The 18,994-nt window shown below is 69.0% G+C and carries 20 protein-coding genes; 11 read left to right on the top strand and 9 right to left on the bottom strand.

The genetic code is table 11. The features are described 5' to 3' along the window. Both AMA02S_RS25775 and AMA02S_RS42165 read right to left on the bottom strand, forming a co-directional pair. Window positions 1-639 (bottom strand): hypothetical protein, encoded by a 639-nt coding sequence (locus tag AMA02S_RS25775; RefSeq protein ID WP_084265597.1) that lies wholly within the window; start codon window positions 637-639, stop codon window positions 1-3. Window positions 640-704: 65 nt separating this feature from the next. Continuing rightward, a complete protein-coding gene (locus AMA02S_RS42165) occupies window positions 705-875 on the bottom strand; it encodes a hypothetical protein (protein WP_157430838.1) in 171 nt (56 codons plus the stop codon). A gap of 704 nt (window positions 876-1,579) precedes the next feature. On the opposite strand from AMA02S_RS42165, the gene AMA02S_RS25770 reads away from it, so the two are divergent. The 3 genes from AMA02S_RS25770 (at window position 1,580) to AMA02S_RS25760 (ending at window position 4,311) form a co-directional block, all read left to right on the top strand. Further along, window positions 1,580-2,350 (top strand): GNAT family N-acetyltransferase, encoded by a 771-nt coding sequence (locus AMA02S_RS25770; RefSeq protein WP_245667830.1) that lies wholly within the window; start codon window positions 1,580-1,582, stop codon window positions 2,348-2,350. Between the two features lie 75 nt (window positions 2,351-2,425). After that, window positions 2,426-3,187, top strand: coding sequence for an alpha/beta hydrolase family protein (locus AMA02S_RS25765; RefSeq protein ID WP_157430837.1), 762 nt, complete (start codon window positions 2,426-2,428; stop codon window positions 3,185-3,187). Between the two features lie 119 nt (window positions 3,188-3,306). Continuing rightward, window positions 3,307-4,311, top strand: coding sequence for a hypothetical protein (locus tag AMA02S_RS25760; protein ID WP_067462293.1), 1,005 nt, complete (start codon window positions 3,307-3,309; stop codon window positions 4,309-4,311). Between the two features lie 214 nt (window positions 4,312-4,525). On the opposite strand, the gene AMA02S_RS25755 is transcribed toward AMA02S_RS25760, so the two are convergent. Beyond that, entirely contained in the window at window positions 4,526-5,377 is an 852-nt protein-coding gene (locus AMA02S_RS25755) for an SAM-dependent methyltransferase (RefSeq protein WP_245667828.1), read from the bottom strand. Between the two features lie 715 nt (window positions 5,378-6,092). Between AMA02S_RS25755 and AMA02S_RS25750 the strand changes: the two genes are divergently transcribed. Together AMA02S_RS25750 and AMA02S_RS25745 are read left to right on the top strand one after the other, a co-directional pair. Beyond that, a complete protein-coding gene (locus AMA02S_RS25750) occupies window positions 6,093-7,712 on the top strand; it encodes an ABC transporter substrate-binding protein (protein ID WP_067462287.1) in 1,620 nt (539 codons plus the stop codon). 112 nt (window positions 7,713-7,824) lie between these two features. After that, window positions 7,825-8,781: a TIGR01777 family oxidoreductase gene (locus AMA02S_RS25745; RefSeq protein ID WP_067462283.1), complete on the top strand. Its 957-nt coding sequence runs from the start codon at window positions 7,825-7,827 to the stop codon at window positions 8,779-8,781. 51 nt (window positions 8,782-8,832) lie between these two features. Here AMA02S_RS25745 and AMA02S_RS25740 read toward each other — a convergent pair whose 3' ends face one another. From AMA02S_RS25740 to AMA02S_RS25730, 3 genes are all read right to left on the bottom strand, one after another. After that, window positions 8,833-10,407: an alpha/beta hydrolase gene (locus tag AMA02S_RS25740; RefSeq protein ID WP_067462281.1), complete on the bottom strand. Its 1,575-nt coding sequence runs from the start codon at window positions 10,405-10,407 to the stop codon at window positions 8,833-8,835. A gap of 174 nt (window positions 10,408-10,581) precedes the next feature. Next, the gene (locus AMA02S_RS25735; RefSeq protein WP_067462278.1) at window positions 10,582-10,938 is read right to left on the bottom strand and encodes an MmcQ/YjbR family DNA-binding protein; all 357 of its coding nucleotides are present in this window, start codon (window positions 10,936-10,938) and stop codon (window positions 10,582-10,584) included. A gap of 81 nt (window positions 10,939-11,019) precedes the next feature. Next, a complete protein-coding gene (locus AMA02S_RS25730; protein WP_067462274.1) occupies window positions 11,020-12,504 on the bottom strand; it encodes a carboxylesterase/lipase family protein in 1,485 nt (494 codons plus the stop codon). Window positions 12,505-12,626: 122 nt separating this feature from the next. Here AMA02S_RS25730 and AMA02S_RS25725 point away from each other — a divergent pair, with 122 nt between their 5' ends. After that, window positions 12,627-12,998 carry a MerR family transcriptional regulator gene (locus AMA02S_RS25725; RefSeq protein ID WP_067462480.1) on the top strand — a complete coding sequence of 124 codons (372 nt, stop codon included), beginning with the start codon at window positions 12,627-12,629 and terminating at the stop codon, window positions 12,996-12,998. A 93-nt stretch (window positions 12,999-13,091) separates the two neighbouring features. Here AMA02S_RS25725 and AMA02S_RS25720 read toward each other — a convergent pair whose 3' ends face one another. From AMA02S_RS25720 to AMA02S_RS25710, 3 genes are all read right to left on the bottom strand, one after another. After that, window positions 13,092-13,928: a leishmanolysin-related zinc metalloendopeptidase gene (locus tag AMA02S_RS25720; RefSeq protein ID WP_067462270.1), complete on the bottom strand. Its 837-nt coding sequence runs from the start codon at window positions 13,926-13,928 to the stop codon at window positions 13,092-13,094. A 137-nt stretch (window positions 13,929-14,065) separates the two neighbouring features. Further along, window positions 14,066-14,917: a DUF72 domain-containing protein gene (locus AMA02S_RS25715; RefSeq protein WP_067462267.1), complete on the bottom strand. Its 852-nt coding sequence runs from the start codon at window positions 14,915-14,917 to the stop codon at window positions 14,066-14,068. Window positions 14,918-15,002: 85 nt separating this feature from the next. Beyond that, complete coding sequence (locus AMA02S_RS25710; protein WP_067462264.1) at window positions 15,003-15,596, bottom strand: lytic polysaccharide monooxygenase auxiliary activity family 9 protein; 594 nt, start codon at window positions 15,594-15,596, stop codon at window positions 15,003-15,005. Window positions 15,597-15,826: 230 nt separating this feature from the next. Here AMA02S_RS25710 and pqqA point away from each other — a divergent pair, with 230 nt between their 5' ends. The 5 genes from pqqA to pqqE are packed head-to-tail and all read left to right on the top strand — an operon-like array spanning window position 15,827 to window position 18,988. Further along, window positions 15,827-15,943, top strand: coding sequence for a pyrroloquinoline quinone precursor peptide PqqA (pqqA, locus tag AMA02S_RS25705; protein ID WP_067462261.1), 117 nt, complete (start codon window positions 15,827-15,829; stop codon window positions 15,941-15,943). Between the two features lie 10 nt (window positions 15,944-15,953). Further along, complete coding sequence (pqqB, locus tag AMA02S_RS25700; RefSeq protein WP_067462257.1) at window positions 15,954-16,865, top strand: pyrroloquinoline quinone biosynthesis protein PqqB; 912 nt, start codon at window positions 15,954-15,956, stop codon at window positions 16,863-16,865. A gap of 2 nt (window positions 16,866-16,867) precedes the next feature. Further along, entirely contained in the window at window positions 16,868-17,608 is a 741-nt protein-coding gene (pqqC, locus tag AMA02S_RS25695; protein WP_067462254.1) for a pyrroloquinoline-quinone synthase PqqC, read from the top strand. Beyond that, window positions 17,598-17,864, top strand: coding sequence for a pyrroloquinoline quinone biosynthesis peptide chaperone PqqD (pqqD, locus tag AMA02S_RS25690; RefSeq protein WP_067462251.1), 267 nt, complete (start codon window positions 17,598-17,600; stop codon window positions 17,862-17,864). The genes pqqC and pqqD overlap by 11 nt, the downstream gene beginning before the upstream one ends. Further along, window positions 17,861-18,988: a pyrroloquinoline quinone biosynthesis protein PqqE gene (gene pqqE, locus AMA02S_RS25685; protein ID WP_067462244.1), complete on the top strand. Its 1,128-nt coding sequence runs from the start codon at window positions 17,861-17,863 to the stop codon at window positions 18,986-18,988. The genes pqqD and pqqE overlap by 4 nt, the downstream gene beginning before the upstream one ends. Window positions 18,989-18,994 lie beyond the last annotated feature (6 nt).

The raw sequence follows: 18,994 nt of genomic DNA, 5'->3' as shown, positions 1-18,994 counted from the left end.
TCAGGAACGCCGGACGGGGTCCTGCGCCGCCCGTTCCCTCGCCTCCGCGAAGAAGTCGTGCAATCCCGTGTCGCCCGGCAAGAGCCGCAGGGGATGCGCCGCCCCGAACGAGGTGTTCCAGAACGCGCCCTGCCTCGCCTCCCACGGACCGGCATACGCGTACGGCTCGCCGAGGTAGCTATCGCCTGCCGACACGCCGTAGTTGACCTCGTCCACGGTGATTCCCAGGTCGAAGTGTTCGGGCCACAGCACGGGCGTCACGTCCGGCATGAACCGGATCAACGCGTCCTGCCCCCGTCCGAAGGACTCCAGGATGTACGCCGCGGCACCCGCGTCCACAGCCAGCGTGTCGTCCGGCCCGACCCCGCTGCTCTCCGCGTAGACGTCCGCCGCTTCTGCTTCGCCGCCTGTCGCCGTTGCGAGCTCCCGGCACGTCGCACCGTTCAGTGGCACCGTCCGGTCACCTGCCACGAGTTCCGTCACGTTCACCCGGAGCTCCGGTGCCTCGACCGTCCCGAAGCCATCCGGGACGATCCGTAGCCGGATCGTCCCGCTTTGCCGGTACTGGGGTCCGGCGAGGACCAGCTCTGCCACCCCGTGCAACGAACGGCGGGTCGTACTCAAGGTCTCCGGATCCACGGCGCTGCTCCTCATTTTGGACGTCGTCAACACCTTGCACCGCCGCCCGCCCGAGGACAAACACCTCAGCCGGACTCGACCGGCGCGTACTCCTCGGCCAGCTCACGGTCGTTCGCCGCCCATCGCCGCTGCCGCGCGGCCGACTGCACGTGCGCCTCGGCCTCCTCCGGATCGGCGTCCGCCATCCGTTCCAGCAGCACGGCCGCCCGCTCATGAGCCCGCGCAGAGGAGATCATGGCCTCCCGCGCGTACGCTCCGCATCCCCGGCGAACCCGGCCCGCGTACCGTCGCTCGGCCCCACCGCGACCATCGACGGGATCCCCCGCGGCCTCCTCGGTCGCGCGAGGCGCCCCGTCGCCTTTGCTGCGGGAACGCCCCTTGCGTCGGGCGCCGCCACTCGGTGCGGAACGCTCGTCCGCGACCATCGGATCAACGCCGGCTTCGACTACCGCGCGTGATTTTCGTCCTGCCTTCGGTTTGGTTGCCTTGACACCGGTGCCCTGCCCCCGGTCCTTGCCCCGCGGTGAGCTCTTCGGGCTCTTGTTGAGACTCGGGGGCTTCTGCCGCCCCCGGACCTTGTCGGCGACGCGGACTTCCTCATCCGCACAGGCTTCGACCTTCCGCCCGCCCTGGAGTGTCTCAGCGGGGGACTCTTTCCGGGTCTTCACCCGAAGCGCGCGATCTTCGCTGCCCATACCAGCGAGCCTGACGCTCGGGCCCGTCGAACAACCAACCCCTTCGACACGTTGATCTATCTACCCAGCAACCACACTGTTCAGGCTCCGTCCTATGCCAAGCCCTGACCAACCCCTCGGTAACGTCTCGAACCGCCCCGGGCACTGCGAACTCCATTGGCACTGCAAGAGGTGCTTTCTCTGATACGCCAGACTCGTAGCTATTCGGATGTTTGTCGGTTCTTGGAGAAGGTGTGGGTGTAAACGTGTCCTCACTGGTGGACAACCCGGAAATGGTGAGGGGCCTGCTCGAACGAGCGGCGCGTGCCCTTCCCGCGGACCATGTTGAGGAGGCCGAAGGATGGTGGCTGCGCCGGGCACCCAGTTGCGCCTGGTGGGCGGGGACGGTACTGCCGCACGGCCACGCAGGCGCGGACGAACTGCTGCGCAGAGTCGCCCAGGCCGAGAGGTTCTACGCCGGTCACGGCACAGTCGTGCGCTTCCAGATCTGCCCGCCGGCGTGTCCAGACGGGCTCGACGCGCTTCTGGCGAAGCGCGGGTACCGGCGCGAGAGCTTGATGTCGTTGCAGGTCGCGTCCACCGGCCGTGTCCTGGATCGGACGCCGCACGGGGCGCTGCGGATCCGCTTGGACGAGCGTCCCACCCGGCCATGGCTCGCGGTGCGGCACGCCGTGCACGGTGATGGCGGGGACCCTCGCGCCGAGCGGAAGATGCTGGACCGAATCGAACAGCCGTGTACGTACGCCAGCGCGATGATCGAGAACGACGTCGTCGCGGTGGGCCGCGCGGTGGCCGACACGGGCTGGGCCGGGGTGTTCGGCATGGCCACCCTCCCCAGAGCACGCGGGAAGGGTGCTGCCCGCGGTTTGCTCGCCGCGCTTGCCCACTGGGCCGGCGCGCACGGAACCGGCCGTTTGTACCTCCAGGTGGAGCGTGACAACCCCGTAGCGCTCCGCCTCTACGAACGGACCGGGTTCAAGGAGTTCTGCGGCTACCACTATCGCGCCGCAGGGTGACAACGAGTGCCCACGTATGCGAAACAGACCGATGGGCCCGTTCTCCAGGTCAGACGATGGACCATCATTGAAGGCGTGCAGACTCCGGAGCCGCTCACCCTGTACACCACCGACGACGTCCGAATCGACGCAGGGCACCTCGAAGGCGCCGGCGACCTGTGCTTCGTCCTCGCCCATGGGTTCACCTGCTCGTGGCGGCAACCGGTGCTCCGGCGGATCGCCAACGTCCTCAACCGGTACGGCGGCGTCGTCGGCCTCGATTTCCGCGGTCACGGAAGGTCGGGGGGACGTTCGACGGTCGGCGACCGCGAAGTCCTCGACATCGAGGCCGCGGTCGCCGCCGCGCGTCGGCGCGGCTACGAACGGATCGCCGTCACGGGATTCTCCATGGGCGGGGCCGCCGCCGTCCGGCACGCGGCCCTGCACGGTGGCGTCGATGCGGTCGTCTCCGTCAGTGCCCCTGCCCGCTGGTACTACCGCGGGACAGTTCCGATGCGGCGTGTGCACTGGGTGATCGAAAGGCCCGTGGGACGCTTGGCGGTACGTCTGGCACGAGGCACACGAGTCGCGCCGGAAGGATGGGATCCGATCCCCGCAGCGCCATTCGAGGTCGTCGGACGGATAGCGCCCGCGCCGCTCCTGATCGTCCACGGTGACGCGGACCCGTTCTTCCCACTTGAGCACGGACGGCAATTGCACGAGGCGGCGCGCGACCCCCGCGAACTCTGGGTCGAGCCGGGATTCGGGCACGCGGAAGTGGCGGCGTCACCGGCCCTGATCGAACGCATCGGCGCCTGGACATCAGCCGCGATTGCCGCAACCCCCTACCAATGCTGATAGAAATGGAATATTTGCCGGCACAATCAGGATGATCTTACTCGCTCCAGCGACCGTAAGTTATCCACATTTCCCGCACCCCCTCCCCAAGGCCAAGCCCGGGCAGCACCATCAATGCCATGAACGATTTCAGCATCACCTGGCAGCGAGGCCCCAGCGGTTCCGTCGTCCCCACCGGCCCGGGGATCTACTTCACCCCGGCCACGGGGTCATCGCTCAGAGCACGCGCAGCGGCACTCAGCCGGATCCTTCCGGCGGACGTCGTCGTCGGCCGTCGCACCGCCGCATGGATCTGGGGGCTCGACGTCCTACCGCCCGGAGTGAACGAGTCCGACTGGAACGTCGAGCTCATCACTCCAGGTCCGGTCGAGAGTGCTCCCGACCCTCCCGCGATCACCGCCGACACCGTCGAACTCTCAGCCGAGCACGTCCGGGATGAACACGATGTGCGCATCACGTCCGTGCCGCGCACCGCGCTGGACTGCGCCCGTTGGCTGCCGCGCACGGAAGCGGTCGCCGCCCTCGATCAGTTCCTCCGGCGCGGCGTGAACGCCGAAGAGCTCACCACGATGGCGCGATTCTTACCCGGATACCGGGGCAACAGGCGATTGCGGGAGATCATCCGACTCGGGGACCGCGGCGCCGCCTCGCCCGGTGAAAGCTGGACGCGGATGGCGGTGGTCAACGCGGGCTTCCCGCGCCCCCACACCCAGGTCCCGGTGATAGGCCCCTACGGCCACTATCTCTACGTGGACCTCGGCTATCCGAGGTTCCGCGTCGGAATGGAGTACGACGGTGAACGCCACCACACCGGCCCGCAGGCGCGGGCCCACGACCACCGCCGCCGCGAGTGGCTTCGAAAACGGCAGGAGTGGGAGATCATCCCTGTTACCAAAGATCTCCTATCTCGCCCGGTCCCCTACCTCGAAGCCCTGCTGACCGCACTCCTGAGACGAGGCTGGAATCCAGACGATGCCACCATGGACACAATCGCCGCCCGGCTGGTCTCCCTCTCCCGCCGCCCTCGCTGGCCCCTCGCCTTCCGACCCGAGCAGGCGGCTGGCGATCAAGATGCTGGACGAACTGGCCGCGCACGGGTCCCGTCCGGCAGTGGTGGCCGCTGACATCGATGTGGCAACAACGTCCGGCGCCTGCTGGCTTGTGCGGGGGGCGGCTTGTGCGGTGCAGATCAAGGTTGAGTTGATCGCCCACCCCGCCGCGGCACTGCCATGGCGGCCGGTCTGGGATCTGCCGGGCCGGGCGCCGCCCCTGTCTGACTGGGCGATCTGGTCGGTACCGCGCGGTGGCCGTTTGATGCTGCGCTCGACACCACGCCAGCTAAGGCTTGCGCAGGACGCCGCCGTACTCGGTGAGGTCGTGTCCCACTTCCGACGCGCCCGCATACGGCCGCAGTTCTGCGGGGACGGGCGCGAGCGGCGGCTGCGCCGGGTCGGGACGCCAGTTGACGATGTCGACCAGGCCCGGTTCGACGGCCTCCAGCCCCTGCGGGAGGAGCGCGTCGGTCTCGGCGCGGTCGCGGGTTCGCCAGCGAAGGCCGGCGCCGTTCGAGCGGGCGTCGATCTCGGCGGCGCGCTCGCGGTCGGAGCAGACGATCTGCGTGAACGCCAGATGGCTGCCAGGGACGGCGCGGTCGATGGCGGTGCGCAGGACGCGGCGCGGGTTGTCGGCGTCGAGCAGGTGGTGGCCGACGGACAGGAACAGCACGGCGAGCGGCTCACTGAAGTCGATAAGGCGTTTCACGTCCGGATGGGCGAGGATGGCCTCCTGATCGCACATGTCAGCGGTGATCACGGCGGTGGAGTCGTCGTCGGCCAGCAGCGCGCGGGCGTGCACGAGCACGATCGGGTCGAAGTCGATGTAGACGACGCGAGCGTCGGGGACGAAACTCTGCGCGACCTGGTGCACGTTGTCATTGGTCGGCAGCCCGCACCCCATGTCGAGGAACTGCTGGATACCGACCTCCTGCGCCAGGTATCGGACGGCCCGGTACAGGAACAGCCGGTTCTGCCGGGCGAGGTCGATGAACTCGGGGAACTCCGGCAGGTTCTGCAGCATGAACTGCCGGTCGGCCTCGTAGTTGTCCTTGCCGCCAAGAGCCCACCCGTAGATGCGTGCGGACGTGGGCACGTCGTGATGGATCTCGGTCGGGATGTCCTCGGCTGCGGCCACGGCGCACTCCTGAGCGTCCATAAAAGCGGATTATCCAGCATTCCAGGCTAGCGGGCCCATAGTGCGTTCCACGAGGGAACCCTGCAAGAAACGATCTTGGTTCACTGATGAGCGTGGTGGTGACGTCCGGGACCGGACCAGCGGGCAAAACCGGGTGGAGCTTCAGCGGTAGCGTTCTGGCCATCTAGCAGCGCGGTGACCAGCATGGAGGCGTCCGCGCTGCGCGCGGCGGGCCCGTCCGGGCCCAGCTCCTCAAGGCAGACGACACGCGTGCGGGTACCCGCGTCTGGAGCGTGTCTTGTCGTGATCGCGTGATGTGACCGTGCGGCGTTTCGGTGGCCGGAGGTGGTTCTCCGACCAAGGGTGGCCACGCTCCGGAGATAGCCACCCGGACGGCGCCGTTCGCCCCGGCCGGCGTGCAGCGGCGGAGTTCGAGCCGTGCTGCCTGTGGCGTTCGCTCCCACAACGGCCACAATCGCAGTCTCCTGCGGTGCCGCGCGGTCCTCGTGGCAGTTCGACGCGGGGTGCATCAATTTCGCAGTCGCGATTGACCGTAGCCTTGTAACCGGGGATAAGCGGCGAGTGACCGCCTCCGGCCAAGGCCGGCGAGATCCGGAAAATCGGGTCTGGACTTGAAAGCATCGAGCTCAGTCCCCGTGGAACCGAGAAAGTCGATCATCGCCCCGGAACATGCACCCAACTGCGAGAGCTATCAATGGGAAGAAGACTGAGCAAGACCGGCAAGATCTATCTGGTCGCCGCCTGTTTGGTGACTCTTGCCGGCGCCGTGATCGGGCTGGCCGCCAACCACCTCGAACGCCCGGACATCGTCAACGACGTCGTTCTGGTGATTACCTTCGCCGGCCTCGTCGCGGCGATCATTCCCATTCTGCTTGAGGTGTTTCCGGCTCCTGGTAGTCAGCCCGGCTTTCCCCGGGGAGTCTTCTTGCAGCGGCTCATGCAGAGCGTCCTTTTTGTCACCGTGATCGCCAGTGCCCTCATCCTGACATGCCTGGTGGTGTTGGCGAGCCGGCAGCCGGTCATCAAAATAGGCTTCAGTCTTCCCTTCCTCGGACGCGACAAGCAGGACGCGCTCGCCATCTGCAGGATGATCAACCTGGCTCTTGAGGAAGAGGTTCTAGATAACAAGATAGGTCGGTTCAACCTGCAGATCGTGGCTTTCGATGATTCCGGCGAATCGAGATTGGTCAAGCTGGTGTCGCCCGACGGCTGTGAAGACGGGGGACGCAAGAAGGTGCACCTGTCCGAGATCGTGGACGACGCCAGGTTGGCCGGGATCATCGGCCCGTTCAACAGCGGTGTCGCGGTGAACGAGATGCGTACCACGAACAGGGCGCGAGTGCCGCTCATCAGCCCGGCGAACACGGCGGATTGCCTGACCGACAAGTCTGCCGCCAGCGAGTCCTGCAACGCGGATGATCTCCTCCAGCGCCCGGGGGAGGGTTCCTTCTTCCGCCTGGTGACGGTCGACAGTGTTCGCCAAAGAGCCTTGGCGATGTTCCTGTATCAGCAGAACCCGAACGCCCGTGTCGTGATCGCCAAGGATCAGCAGAGCGTCTTCGGTGACAACTTCGCAGCGCAGTTCATCAAAGCCTGGAAGGAGTTGGCCGGAGAGGAACCTCCGTTCCTGACCCTGTCGAGCAACGTGATCCTGGATCTCAAGACCAGGATACGCGGCGAAGTACCGGACTTCGTGCTCTATGCCGGAACCGGTTCTGAGCCCATCTCTCTGTACGACGCTGTTCAAACACTGCAGAAGCAGAAGGGATATCAGGCTTGGGCCGACACCATCTTCGTCGGCCCGGCGGCCATCATGAACCAGGGTTTCAGTGGGACTTTCCAGCACGGAACCATCAAGGCATACGCCATCGCTCCGATGTGCTTCAACAATCCCAATCTGGGTCACATCAATGCGGCGGTCGCGGATCGTTATCGTAACAGCTATCCCGGGGAAGAGCCGACTTCGTACAGCGCCGTGGGCTACGACGCTGCACGGATCCTCATCAAGGCGGTCCGTTCGGTCCTTGAAGGCGAAAGCCCCAAACGGGCGCCGGTGACGTCATGGGACCCATTCAACGATAAGGCGGCGTTCCGTTCCGCGATCGTCGACAGAATCCGTCACCTCAACCGATCAGCGGACATGATCTATGAGAACGGCCTCACCATCAACAGGGCGTACACCTTCCAATCCAATGGGAACATTTTCGACGGCACATCGCAGTTCGCCCCGGTAACGATCTTCGAACTCTCCAGGGACAGGGGCAAGAACTCATGGAAGTACGTCCCGCCCGGTAGCTGGGATGGGCGCTGCTAGGTGCGTCGCGATCCCGGATGGCGTCGACCTGAGGCGAGCATGGACGGCACCTCGGTTTTGAACGTGTTCAAGGAGTGCGTTAGGCTCGCGGCAGGCGGCGAAGGGCGGGCCGATGAAGATAGTGATTCCTGGGGGAACCGGACAGGTGGGCACGATCCTGGACCGTGCCCTGACCGCCGCGGGGCATGACGTGGTGGTCCTGACCCGAACGCCGGTACGCGACCGCGAGATCCGCTGGGACGGCGAGACCCTCGGTTCCTGGACCGAGGCGATCAACGGCGGAGACGTCGTTATCAACCTGGCCGGACGCAGCGTCAGCTGTCGCTACACACCGGCCAACCTGCGGGCGATGATGGATTCGCGTGTCCGCTCCGCCCGGGTGGTGGGGGAGGCGATCGCAGCCGCCGCGCGGCCTCCCCGGGTCTGGTTGCAGATGAGTACCGCCACCATCTACGCCCATCGCTTCGACGCGCCCAACGACGAGGCGACCGGTGTGATCGGCGGGAATGAACCCGGTGTTCCGGGCTACTGGGCCTACAGCGTTGAGATCGCCAAAGCGTGGGAGCGGGCGCAGGAACAAGCCGAGACGCCGTCCACCCGCAAGATCGCCCTACGCTCGGCCATGGTGATGAGTCCCGATCGCGGCGGAGTCTTCGATGTCCTGCTGCGGCTGGCCAGGCTCGGCCTCGGCGGTCCCGTCGCCGGAGGTGCCCAGTTCGTGTCGTGGATCCATGACCGCGACTTCGTTCGCGCCGTCGAGTTTCTGGTCGAGCGGGACGACCTCGCCGGGCCGGTGAACCTCACCGCTCCATCTCCTTTGCCCCACCGTGAGTTCATGCGGGCACTGCGCGGGGCGTGGGGTGTCCCGGTGGGGTTGCCCGCAACGAGGTGGATGGCAGAACTCGGGGCCTTGGCGATGCGCTCGGACACCGAGCTTCTGCTGAAGAGCCGCCGGGTCGTCCCCGGCCGCCTGCTGGAGGCGGGTTTCGCGTTCGATCACGTCCGGTGGCCGGAGACCGCCATCGACCTCGTGCGGCGCGTGCGCGGCGGCCCGGCCCCCACCAGCTGAGCCGCCGCGCCCTCGGCAGCACTCGATCGGGACAGCGAGTGCTGCGGCGGTTCACGGGTGATCGGCCGGGCCCGCTGCGGGCGACGGCATCCGGCACGTCAGGTCTTGCGTGGGAAGTGTTCCTGTCCGCAGGTAGGCGTTCACCTTCTCGTCGATGCATGTGTCGCCGTACTCGCCGTAAATGCCGTGGGCGATGGCGTCGCGCAGGGTGAGCAGGCGGGAGCCGGTCATCAACCGGTGCAGGGAGCGGGATCCCCGATAGGTGGTGGCGATGTCACCGGTCGCCGAGACAATCAGCGCTGCGGCCCCGTTGTCGATTCTGGTCGGCTGCTCGCGAGGTGGTTCGGGCCAGAAGGCGCACGGCGCGATGTTGTTGGTGATCGGGCCGAAGAGGGGGTGGCGGCGCCGGCTGCGTTGGACGTCGTTCCAGTAGACCTCGGGGTCGCGCGGGGCGGCGCGGTCACCGCAGATGATCGCGGCCGCCGGGCTGACCAGGTGCGAGGTCGTGCCGTTCAGGATGAACCGCAGAGACGCCTCCAGGGCCGGCGTCGGGGGGACGGTGGCCCCGCTCGTCGCCTGCTCCAGGACCTGCACGCTGGACGCGAACGCTGCGCGGGCCTGGTCGCGGTCGCTGCCGATGCCGCCGTACACCAGGTACGGGACCACGTGCTCGTCGACTGTGTACGAACCGATGCGCAGCGGACGCTCCGACGACGACTGGACGATCCTTCCCACGGTGGCCAGGACCGCGTGTCGAGTGCGGCCCAACCCGTACTGCTCGTGGCGTGCTGCGGTCCAGGTCGCCCAGGCGCGCAAGGCCCCCTCCGAGGCGCGTTCGTTGCCGGTCAGTCTGGGGCCCCACGCACGTGGGTCGCCGGCGCTGTCGAGGACCATCCGGTCGGTTCTTCCAGGGAACATCTGCGCGTAGACGGAACCGAGGTAGGCGCCATACGAATAGCCGAGGTAGGAGATCCGGCGCTCGCCCAGGGCGGCGCGGACGAGGTCCATGTCCCGAGCGGTGTTGCGGGTGTTGACGTGCGGCAGCACATCGCCGTGCCGGCTCACGCAACGTTCGGCCAAGTCCTTGTGGAAGGCGACCTGACGGTCGAAACCCGCGCGGTCGGTGCCGGCCGAGCGTATCCAGATGCCGACGGGCCAGGCGCAGTCCAGCGGGGTGCTGCGTCCCACGAAACGGGGATCCATCCCGATCAGGTCGTACCTTGCGCTGACCTTCCCCATGTACTCGCGGGTCTCCAGCGGCATGCCGAGTGTCGGCTCGGCGGGGCCGCCGTGGTTGAGCATGAGGGTGCCGATTCGGTGGGACGGGTCGGTCGCCGGGAGCCGCGACAGGGCGATCGTGATCGTGCGTCCCGCGGGCCGGGTGTAGTCCAGGGGCACGGTTAGCCGGGCACATCGGGCACCGGCCCGGTCCAGGCCGACGCCCAGCTCGTCGTCCGGCCCCTGCCGGCAGTCCGTCCACGTGATCCGCTGGTCGTAGTAGCCGGCGAGCCCCTGGGGTACGTCGGTTCTGGCGAACGCGGCGGTACCCGAGGTGGCCAGCACCAGGAGCGCCGCGGATGTGCTCGACCATCGCGCCAGGGTACGAGGGCGTGTCTTCGTCGTCATGATCGTGACGCTAGATCTGCGCCACCGCCGCGAGAATGCAGCCTGCCGCAGGTCCAGGCTACGGCTGGCTGTAGTGCCCCCTCGGCGCTGCGGGCCGATACTGAGGACCCGAACTGGGACGGTGGGAACGGACGGGCGGAACCGATGACCGGCGGCGGACGTGGGCCACGGATGTCAGCGGTCGTCGAGGAGGGCGGACAGGCGCTTCGGCGCGATGAGGCGGTAGCTGTCCTCGACGAGTTCGGCGAGCTCGTCCCAGTCCTGCTCGACGTCCAGCCGTGCTCCCACCCAACCCTTGCTGCCGACGTACTTGGGGACGAAGAAGCGTTCCGGGCTCTCCGCCACCAGGGCCTCCTGCACTCCGGCGCCGGCCTTGAACATCATCGACAGGCCGTCCTCGCTCGTCATCAGGAACAGCTTGTCGCGGATCCGGAAGGACGGCGCCGTGTGCCCGCCGAACGGCTTCTCCGTCGCCTCGGGGAGGGCCAGGCAGATCTCTTGAACCTGGTGAAGTGCGTCTTTCTCGATCATTCTTTCCCCAGCTGCTAGGTGCGCGACGACATCGTTCGATGCTAGCCACGCGCACCGACGAAACCGGAGGCGAGCCCCGCGTCAGGAGAGGAGGGGAAGCTCGCGAAAGGTGTGGGCCGCCCACAGGGACCTGGACGTCTGCTCCGGATAGGACATGACCGAGGGTTCGGTGTCGAAGATCTTGGTTGGACGGTGGTCGGGGTCGTACTCCGGCCAGCCCGGATCTCCGGATGTCGCGAAACGCGTCCAGGCTCGGCGGAGCGTGGCCGAGACCGTCTCGGCCTCCGCGCGGATGTCGCCGATCAGCAGGTCGGCAAGGCCGCCGGTGAGGTTGCCGAACGCCAGCGGGACGTCCAGGACATGGCATGCTCCGAATATCCCGCCCAATCCCGGGGCCTGGAAGGTCAGTTCGTACAGGTGCGCCCGCCCGCCGCCCGCGGTCTGGGCCTCGGCGAGGTGCAGGCTGGGCATGCGGAACAGCCAGTCCGACAAGACGATCTCGTACAGCCGTTCCGCCGGTGCGCCCGGGAAGGCGGCACGGAAAGCGGACGGATCCGGTGCGAAGGCGCGGAGGGCGGCGCCGGCCTGATCGTCAGAGATCTTGCCCAGGAGGTCGCCGAGGACGAGGAAGAGGCGGTACTCGTCGCGGTTGTGTCCGGTGATCAATGTGACGTCGCGGGCGGCTCCGGCGGCGAGCGCCTCCCACGGCGTGCACGGTAGGACGTCTCCGTCGACGACCGGGGAGAACGGGGTCGGGGTGTGCGCCACCTGTCCCCAGCGTTCCCTCGTCCGCAGCGTGGAGATCACGGCGTCGACGGCCTTCAGCAGGCGGCTGGGCGGGAGCGTCGCGAGTGCCGGGACGGTGGGCGGCAATCCGGCCTCGCCGGCGATGGCGGCGCCGATGTCGTCCGCCAGGGCGAGGGAGAAGAAGGTACCGGGGACGCTTTGCGCGATCGCCTTCTGGAAGAGACCGGCCGCGCGCGGCATCGCCAGGAGGGAGGCGATCGAACCGGCGCCGGCGGACTCGCCGAAGACCGTGACGTTCCCGGCGTCACCGCCGAAGGCCGCGATGTTGTCGCGGATCCAGGCCAGCGCGGCGACCTGGTCGAGCAGGCCGCGGTTGGCGGGGGCGCCGTGTATCTGCCCGAAGCCCTCCATCGCGACGCGGTAGTTGAACGTCACCACGACGACACCGCCCTCGCGCGCGAGCAACGCACCGGAGTACCCGGGTTCGCCGGAACTTCCGGAGAGGTAGGCGCCTCCGTAGATCCACACCATCACCGGAAGGCCGCTGGTGCCCGGGTCGGGCGACCAGACGTTGCAGGTCAGCCAGTCGTCTCCGATGGTCTCGGGGGTGGCGGGGCCAGGCCCCGACGGCTGCGGCGGGAGCGTGCCGAACTCGATGGCGGGACGGACACCGTCCCACGGCTCCGGCGGCTGCGGAGCCGCGAAGCGCAGCGGGCCGACGGGTGGACGAGCGAACGGGACGCCGCGGAAGACGGCGAGCCCGTCCTCGTGCCGACCGCGCACCGCCCCGGCGCTGGTGATGACCTCGATGTGGTTCACGGACGAACCTTACAATTCCGGTCACCGAGCGCCTGGGCTCCGTGGGTCGGGTCATCCATCGGTCAGGCGGGCCGGGGGAGCGACGTGCCCCAGGCCGCAGGGGTCGAGCGAGGGTGGGGCAGATGCGAATCGGAGAGCTGTCGGAGCGCACCGGCACACCCACTCGTCTGCTGCGCTACTACGAAGAGCAAGGGCTGATCACTCCCGCTCGCGCCGCGAACGGCTACCGCGACTACGACGAGCGCCTGGTGGACCGGGTCGCGCAGATCCGCGGTCTCCTCGACGCCGGGCTGCCGACAAGGATCATCAAGGAGATCCTCCCGTACCTCGACGGCCCAAGGGTCATCCACCTCACCGACGCGACACCCGAGATGATCGCCACGCTCGAACGCGAACGCGACCAGATGACCGACCGCATCGACTGCCTGACCCGTAACCGGGACGCGATAGCCGGCTACCTGGACGCGCTGCGTGGCCACAACGGCCACGAATGAGCGGAATCGGCGGCGGCCGGGGCCCGCACCGGAGGCGCGACCCCGGCGCCCCCGGAAGGGCCGGCGAGGATCGTCGAGCGACGTCCGCCGGCGCTATTTCGTCGCCACCGGCACCGGGATCGTCGGGATCACGAAACCGTGGTCGATGGGCGCGGTATGGGTGACCAGCGCGCCGGCCTGCGCGAGCGACAGCAGGTTGGGCAGCGCGTAGTCGTCGGCCGCGTCCAGGTCGACCTGGTAGCCCAGGTCCTGGAGGCCGGCGATGGTGAGCCGGCTCAGCGGGTTCCCCGCGGCCCCCACGAATCCCGTCATCAGCTCGTTCGCGAACACGCTCTCCCTCCAGTGGACGCGGGCCGTACCGCCGCCGCCCTGGTTCTCCACCGGGACGGGACGCGCCTCGCCGCCGTCCAGGAGAAGCCCGTACTCGGTCATCGCCGCGGGCCCGTTGAACACCGGGTTCTCCAGCGCGTCCGGGGGCGGGCTGACCAGACCTTGCAGGCCCCACATGCTTCCGACCCCGAGGACGTGGCCCATCTCGTGGGTGATGACGTCGAGCAGCGTCCCCTCGGTCTCCATCTGGCCGAGGTCGGCGGTGTCGAACGCCATGTGGCCCTTGCACGGCTGCAGCCATGTACCGTCCGCGGCGCGGCGGGCGTGGGTCGGTCCTGCCTGCCCGAGCACGTGGCCGACACCGTCGATCGCCTGCCCCTGGGCGAGGATCAGCACGTCGTCGATGAGGTCGCCGTCGATCTCGATGTCGGGCAGGTCCCCGACGATGACGTGCGCCCAGCGGTCCGCGGCCCCCGCGAACGCGGCCTGCTGCGTATCGGAGAGCCCGCCCAGGAAGCGGATCTCGATGGTGAAGGGTGAGTCCGTCGCGGCGATCTCCGCAGCCCGGGACGCGTCGGCCTTTGCCAGATATGTCTCCATGCCCCGACCCTGCGCCCCAGCGGCCGGCAGCGCATGAGCATCCCCTACTCAAACGCACCCGCCACTGATGACTCGAAGGGGCGTCAAGGGGCGGCGCGACAACGCCCTCGTCCAGGCGCGCGATGACGGCTCGAATCTCAGAAAAGGGTCGGGGGCTCCGCCGGAAGCGGCTCGGGCAGCGCTTCCACCTCGGGCACGAGTTCCCGTACATCCTCGTGGAAGCGGCGGGCGAGCGTCAGCGCTTCGGCGTTGTCGGGCGTGTGGACGAACACGGTCGGCGAGCGGCCCTCGCGCAACCACCCGGCGACCGTCCCGGCCCACTCGCGCCAGCCCTCGACCGTGCGCACCGGGTCGTCCCGGCCGAGGTAGCGGACGATGGGCTGGCCGGTGAGGGCCCGCGACCGTCGCGGGACGCGCGGCTTCTTCGTCCAGGCGTCCCGCTCGGCGTCGCTGGTCGGGCGGCTCTGGAAGAGCGTGGTGGTGTCGAAGGGCACCCACTCGGCGCCGACGCCGGCGAGGGCCTGTTCGAGGAGGCGCTCGGAGCGCGCGTCCTCGAAGAACGCGCGGTGCCGGACCTCGACCGCGCGGCCGTAGCTGCGGGGGAGGCGGTGCAGGAAGCGGGCCAGGCCGCCGATGTCGGCCGGCGCGAACGATCCCGGCAGCTGGACCCAGAGCGCATGGACGCGCGGACCGAGCGGCTCGATGGCGTCCAGGAACGCCCGGACCTCGGTGTCGGCACCGTTGAGGCGGCGCTCGTGCGTGATCGTCTTGGGCAGCTTGACCACGAACCGGAAATCGGGGGACGTCTGCCGTGCCCACGACTCCACCGCGCTCCTCGCCGGCGTCGCGTAGAACGTGGTGTTGCCTTCCACGGCGTTGCACCAGGTCGCGTACGCGCGCAGGCGCTCGTCCGGCGGGAGCGGATGAGGCAGGAGACGTCGCTGCCAGGGCGTGTGAGTCCACATCGCGCATCCCACGTGAAGCCGCATGGAAGCGACGCTACCGAAATGGAACGGGAGGCCGCGCGTAGCCCTGGCGCGGCCTCCCGTTCCGGTACCGGTCAGCTCCTGGACGTCAGCCGAAGTCGAGGTCGGAGCACTGGTAGAACGCGTTCCCGGTGTCCGCGATGTCCCAGACGGAGAGCAGGATGTGCCGGCCCTTGCGCTGCGGGAGCGTCCCGGTGTGGGTCGTCGGGTTCGACGGCTGGCGACCGCTGTAGTTCTGCTGGATGAACGGGGTGAGCTCCAGCGAGGCGCGGGTCAGCGGCTGCGTGCTGTTCCAGCCGTCCTTGGTGAGGAAGTAGCGGAACGACGAGGTCGAGTGGGCGGCGGTGAACTGCCAGTTGATGCTGAACGACGATCCGGCCGTCACCTTGGTCCCGGGCCAGCCGGTGCCGCCGCGCTGGTCGTCGAGCGGTGACCACCGCCCGTCCGCGCCGGCGCAGATGGTGCCGTCGCGCGGGCCGGAGTTCGGGAACCCCTTCGGGCCCTCGACACCGTCGGGGTCCCACTGGACCTCGCCGCAGTTCTGGACCTTGTGCGTGCCGCACAGGTAGCTGCGGCTCGGCGGCGATGTGGTGAACCCGTGGGACCACGCCGGCACGGCGACGACCACCGGTAGGCCAACGGCGACGGTGGCGGCGACGGCGAGGCTGGACTTCCTTGGCATCCTGCTTCTCCTTGGCGGGGAGGTACGAGTACCTGGAGACGGAGTCGAGCCGGCCCGGCAACCAACTCAAAGGAAACTTTCCTTTTAGTAAGGTGAACCCTTCGGGTGCCCCGCGTCAAGTCCCGGTGAAGCCAAGTGGTCACTGGGGCGCATGTTTCTGGCACTCCCTGCATAGGGCGGACGGAGAGGATGGGCATACGCTCCGGGACAACCCAGAGGAAGGTGCTCCCATGATTGACACGACCCGGGACCAGACCGACGGCCGCGACACCGGGTGGGTGACGCCCGACTACCAGATCGTGGAGACGTCACTCGAGGTCACGGCCTACTTCGGCGCCGAAGTCTGACCCGGCCGCGATGCGGCTGCTGGTCCTCGGCACCGCGGCGGGCGGCGGCGTGCCCCAGTGGAACTGCGCATGCCGGGGGTGCGACGCCGCCCGCGCCGAGCCGTCGTGGCGGCGTCGCCACGCCTCGATCGCCGTCGAGGCGGGCGAGGGGCGGTGGTTCGTCGTCAACGCCACCCCCGACATCGGCGAGCAGATCGAGGAGTGCGCCGCGCTCCATCCCGGCCCCGGGCGACGCGACACCCCTGTCGCGGGCGTGATCCTCACCGATGCCGAACTCGACCACACGCTCGGCCTCCCGCGGCTGAGGGAGGCGTCGGGCGTGAGGGTCGTGGCGACCGGCACGGTGCGTGCCGCGCTGTCTCGTGGGCTCCGACTCGACCGCGTTCTCGCCCCGTACACCACGCTGTCCTGGACGACCCTTCCGGAGCAGGCGCCGGAGCCGCTGGACGGCGGCCCCCTGGAAGTCCAGGGAATCAGGGTGTCGGGCAAACGGCCCCGCTACGCGGCGGACGAGAACGTCGACAACGGCGACCTCGGTGACGCCTGGGTGGTGGCCCTGCGCATTCGGGATGCCCGGGACGGCAAGGTCGTCGTGTACGCGCCGGCACTCGCCGCCTGGCCCGAAGAACTGGACCGCGTCCTGCGCGGCGCCGACTGCGTCTTCGTCGATGGCACGTTCTGGGACGACGAGGAGCCCCGCCGCACGGGATGCTCCAGCCGCACGTCCACCGAGATGGGCCATCTGCCGATCACGGGCCCGAACGGCACGCAGGCGCGGCTGGCCGCGCTGCCGGCCGCGCGGCGCCTGTACACCCACCTGAACAACACCAACCCCCTCGTCGACCCGGACGCCGAAGGACATCGGCGGCTCGCCGCGGCCGGGATCGAGGTGGCCAGCGAGAGAGCGGTGATCGAACTGTGAGCATGGCGCCACCGACGGACGGGCTGGAGCAACGCCTTCACAGACTGGGGCAGGACCGGTATCACCACCGGCACCCCTTCAACCTCCGTATGCACGAGGGGCTGCTGTCCCCGGACGAGCTGCGCCGGTGGATCCTCAACCGGTTCCACTACCAGCGGCACATTCCCGTCAAGGACGCGCTGATCCTGGCCAGGCTCCCCACGCGCGAACTGCGGCGCTCCTGGATCCGCCGCATCCACGACCACGACGGCCTCGCGGAACAGGAGGGGATTCCCGGGCAGGACGGCGGCATCGAGCGATGGCTGCGGCTCGGCGAGGCGGCCGGCCTGCAACGCGGCCTGCTGCTGTCCGGCGAGGGTGTGCTGCCCGCCGTCCGGCTTGCCGTGGACGGCTACGTGAACTTCTGCCGCAACGCCACCTTGCTGGAGGCGGTCGCGTCCTCGCTGACCGAGCTGTTCGCCCCCGGCCTGATGACGACCCGTATCGCGGCGTGGGAACGTCACTACCCCTGGGTGGAGCAGGAGGGGCTGCGGTACTTCCAGGTGCGGGTCGACCAGGGCCGCCGCGACTCCGAGGAGGCGCTGGCCCTCGTCCAGCGCTGGGCGCGCAACCGCGCCGACGAGAACCTCGTGCTGGAGGCCGTCGCCTTCAAGTGCGACGTGCTCTGGTCCCTGCTGGACGCGGTCGAGCGCGCCGGCGAGAAGGCCGAAGAGCACGCGCGAGGGCCGTCCGATGGCGGCTGAGAACCCCTGGCGGCCGGCCCTGGGGGAGTCCATCGTGCTGCGGTACGACCGCGTCCGTGACGCCGACCTGCTGCTGATGCCCGAGCGCGCGGTGCGGCTCAGCGGCACCGGCGGCCGGATCCTGCGACTGTGCGACGGCAGCCGCACCGTCGACGGCATCATCACCGAGCTGCGCCGGATGTTTCCGGACGCTCCGCTGTCGGACGAGGTGCCCGCCTTCCTGGAGCGGGTCCGCGCGGAAGGCTGGCTCCGGTGACCGGCCCGGCCACGGCGACCGGCCGTCCCGCGGAGGCGCTCCCGGCCCCGTGGGCGCTGCTGGCGGAGGTCACCCACGCGTGTCCGCTGCACTGCCCGTACTGCTCGAACCCGCTGGAGCTGGTGCGCAAGAGCGCGGAACTGTCCACCGATGACTGGGCGCGTGTCTTCGCCGAGGCGGCGGATCTCGGCGTCGTGCAGTCCCATGTCTCCGGAGGCGAGCCGCTGCTGCGCCCCGACCTCCCGGAGATCGTGGCGGCCGCCCACCGGGCCGGCGTCTACACCCAACTCGTCACCAGCGGCGTCGGCCTCACCGCCGCCCGGCTGGACGGCCTGGCCGACGCCGGGCTGAACAGCGTCCAGCTCTCGGTCCAGGACGCCGGCCGCGTCGGCTCCGACCTCATCGCCGGCAGCGCCTCGTACACGGCCAAGGAGCGGGCCGCGGAAGTGATCCGCGCCTCCGGCCTGCCGTTCGGGTTGAACGTGGTCCTGCACCGGCACAACCTCGACAACCTGCCCGAGATCATCGAGCTGGGCGCCCGCTGGGGAGCTGGCCGGATCGAGCTCGCCAACACCCAGTTCTACGGCTGGGCGCTGCGCAACCGCGGGGCTCTGCTGCCCACCAGGGACCAGCTCGACCGCGCCAAGGCCACGGTCGCCGCCCAGCGCGCGGACGGCGGGCCCGAGCTGGTGTGGGTCATGCCCGACTACTACGAGGGCCTCCCGAAGCCGTGCATGGGCGGCTGGGGCATGCGCTCGATCACCGTCGGGCCGGACGGCACGGCGCTCCCGTGCCCCGCCGCCTACGCGATCCCGGACCTGGCGCCGCCGAACGTGCGCGACAAGTCGCTGTCCTGGATCTGGACGGAGTCGGCGGCCTTCAACGCCTACCGGGGCACCGACTGGATGACCGGCCCGTGCGACGGCTGCCCTCGTCGCGAGACCGACTTCGGTGGCTGCCGCTGCCAGGCGTATGCACTGACCGGCGACGCCGCGCGCACCGACCCGGCCTGTTCCCTGTCACCTGACCATCACCTCGTCCGGGACCCGGTCGGCGAGGCCGTCCAGGCGCCCGAGCCCGCGCGGCCGGCTCCGTCCGCGTTCGTCTACCGCTACCCGTCCTGAACCACC

It is taken from the genome of Actinomadura macra NBRC 14102, from assembly GCF_001552215.1.
Taxonomy (GTDB): Bacteria; Actinomycetota; Actinomycetes; order Streptosporangiales; family Streptosporangiaceae; genus Spirillospora; species Spirillospora macra.
This window is presented reverse-complemented; position numbering and strand designations above follow the sequence as displayed.

Excerpts from the sequence above, each read along its gene's own strand:
- AMA02S_RS42165 (WP_157430838.1), bottom strand. The coding sequence starts at position 875 with ATGATCTCCTCTGCGCGGGCTCATGAGCGGGCGGCCGTGCTGCTGGAA.
- AMA02S_RS25760 (WP_067462293.1), top strand. The coding sequence starts at position 3,307 with ATGAACGATTTCAGCATCACCTGGCAGCGAGGCCCCAGCGGTTCCGTC.
- AMA02S_RS25750 (WP_067462287.1), top strand. The coding sequence starts at position 6,093 with ATGGGAAGAAGACTGAGCAAGACCGGCAAGATCTATCTGGTCGCCGCC.
- AMA02S_RS25745 (WP_067462283.1), top strand. The coding sequence starts at position 7,825 with ATGAAGATAGTGATTCCTGGGGGAACCGGACAGGTGGGCACGATCCTG.
- AMA02S_RS25740 (WP_067462281.1), bottom strand. The coding sequence starts at position 10,407 with ATGACGACGAAGACACGCCCTCGTACCCTGGCGCGATGGTCGAGCACA.
- AMA02S_RS25735 (WP_067462278.1), bottom strand. The coding sequence starts at position 10,938 with ATGATCGAGAAAGACGCACTTCACCAGGTTCAAGAGATCTGCCTGGCC.
- AMA02S_RS25725 (WP_067462480.1), top strand. The coding sequence starts at position 12,627 with ATGCGAATCGGAGAGCTGTCGGAGCGCACCGGCACACCCACTCGTCTG.
- AMA02S_RS25720 (WP_067462270.1), bottom strand. The coding sequence starts at position 13,928 with ATGGAGACATATCTGGCAAAGGCCGACGCGTCCCGGGCTGCGGAGATC.
- AMA02S_RS25715 (WP_067462267.1), bottom strand. The coding sequence starts at position 14,917 with ATGCGGCTTCACGTGGGATGCGCGATGTGGACTCACACGCCCTGGCAG.
- AMA02S_RS25710 (WP_067462264.1), bottom strand. The coding sequence starts at position 15,596 with ATGCCAAGGAAGTCCAGCCTCGCCGTCGCCGCCACCGTCGCCGTTGGC.
- pqqA (WP_067462261.1), top strand. The coding sequence starts at position 15,827 with ATGATTGACACGACCCGGGACCAGACCGACGGCCGCGACACCGGGTGG.
- pqqB (WP_067462257.1), top strand. The coding sequence starts at position 15,954 with ATGCGGCTGCTGGTCCTCGGCACCGCGGCGGGCGGCGGCGTGCCCCAG.
- pqqC (WP_067462254.1), top strand. The coding sequence starts at position 16,868 with ATGGCGCCACCGACGGACGGGCTGGAGCAACGCCTTCACAGACTGGGG.
- pqqD (WP_067462251.1), top strand. The coding sequence starts at position 17,598 with ATGGCGGCTGAGAACCCCTGGCGGCCGGCCCTGGGGGAGTCCATCGTG.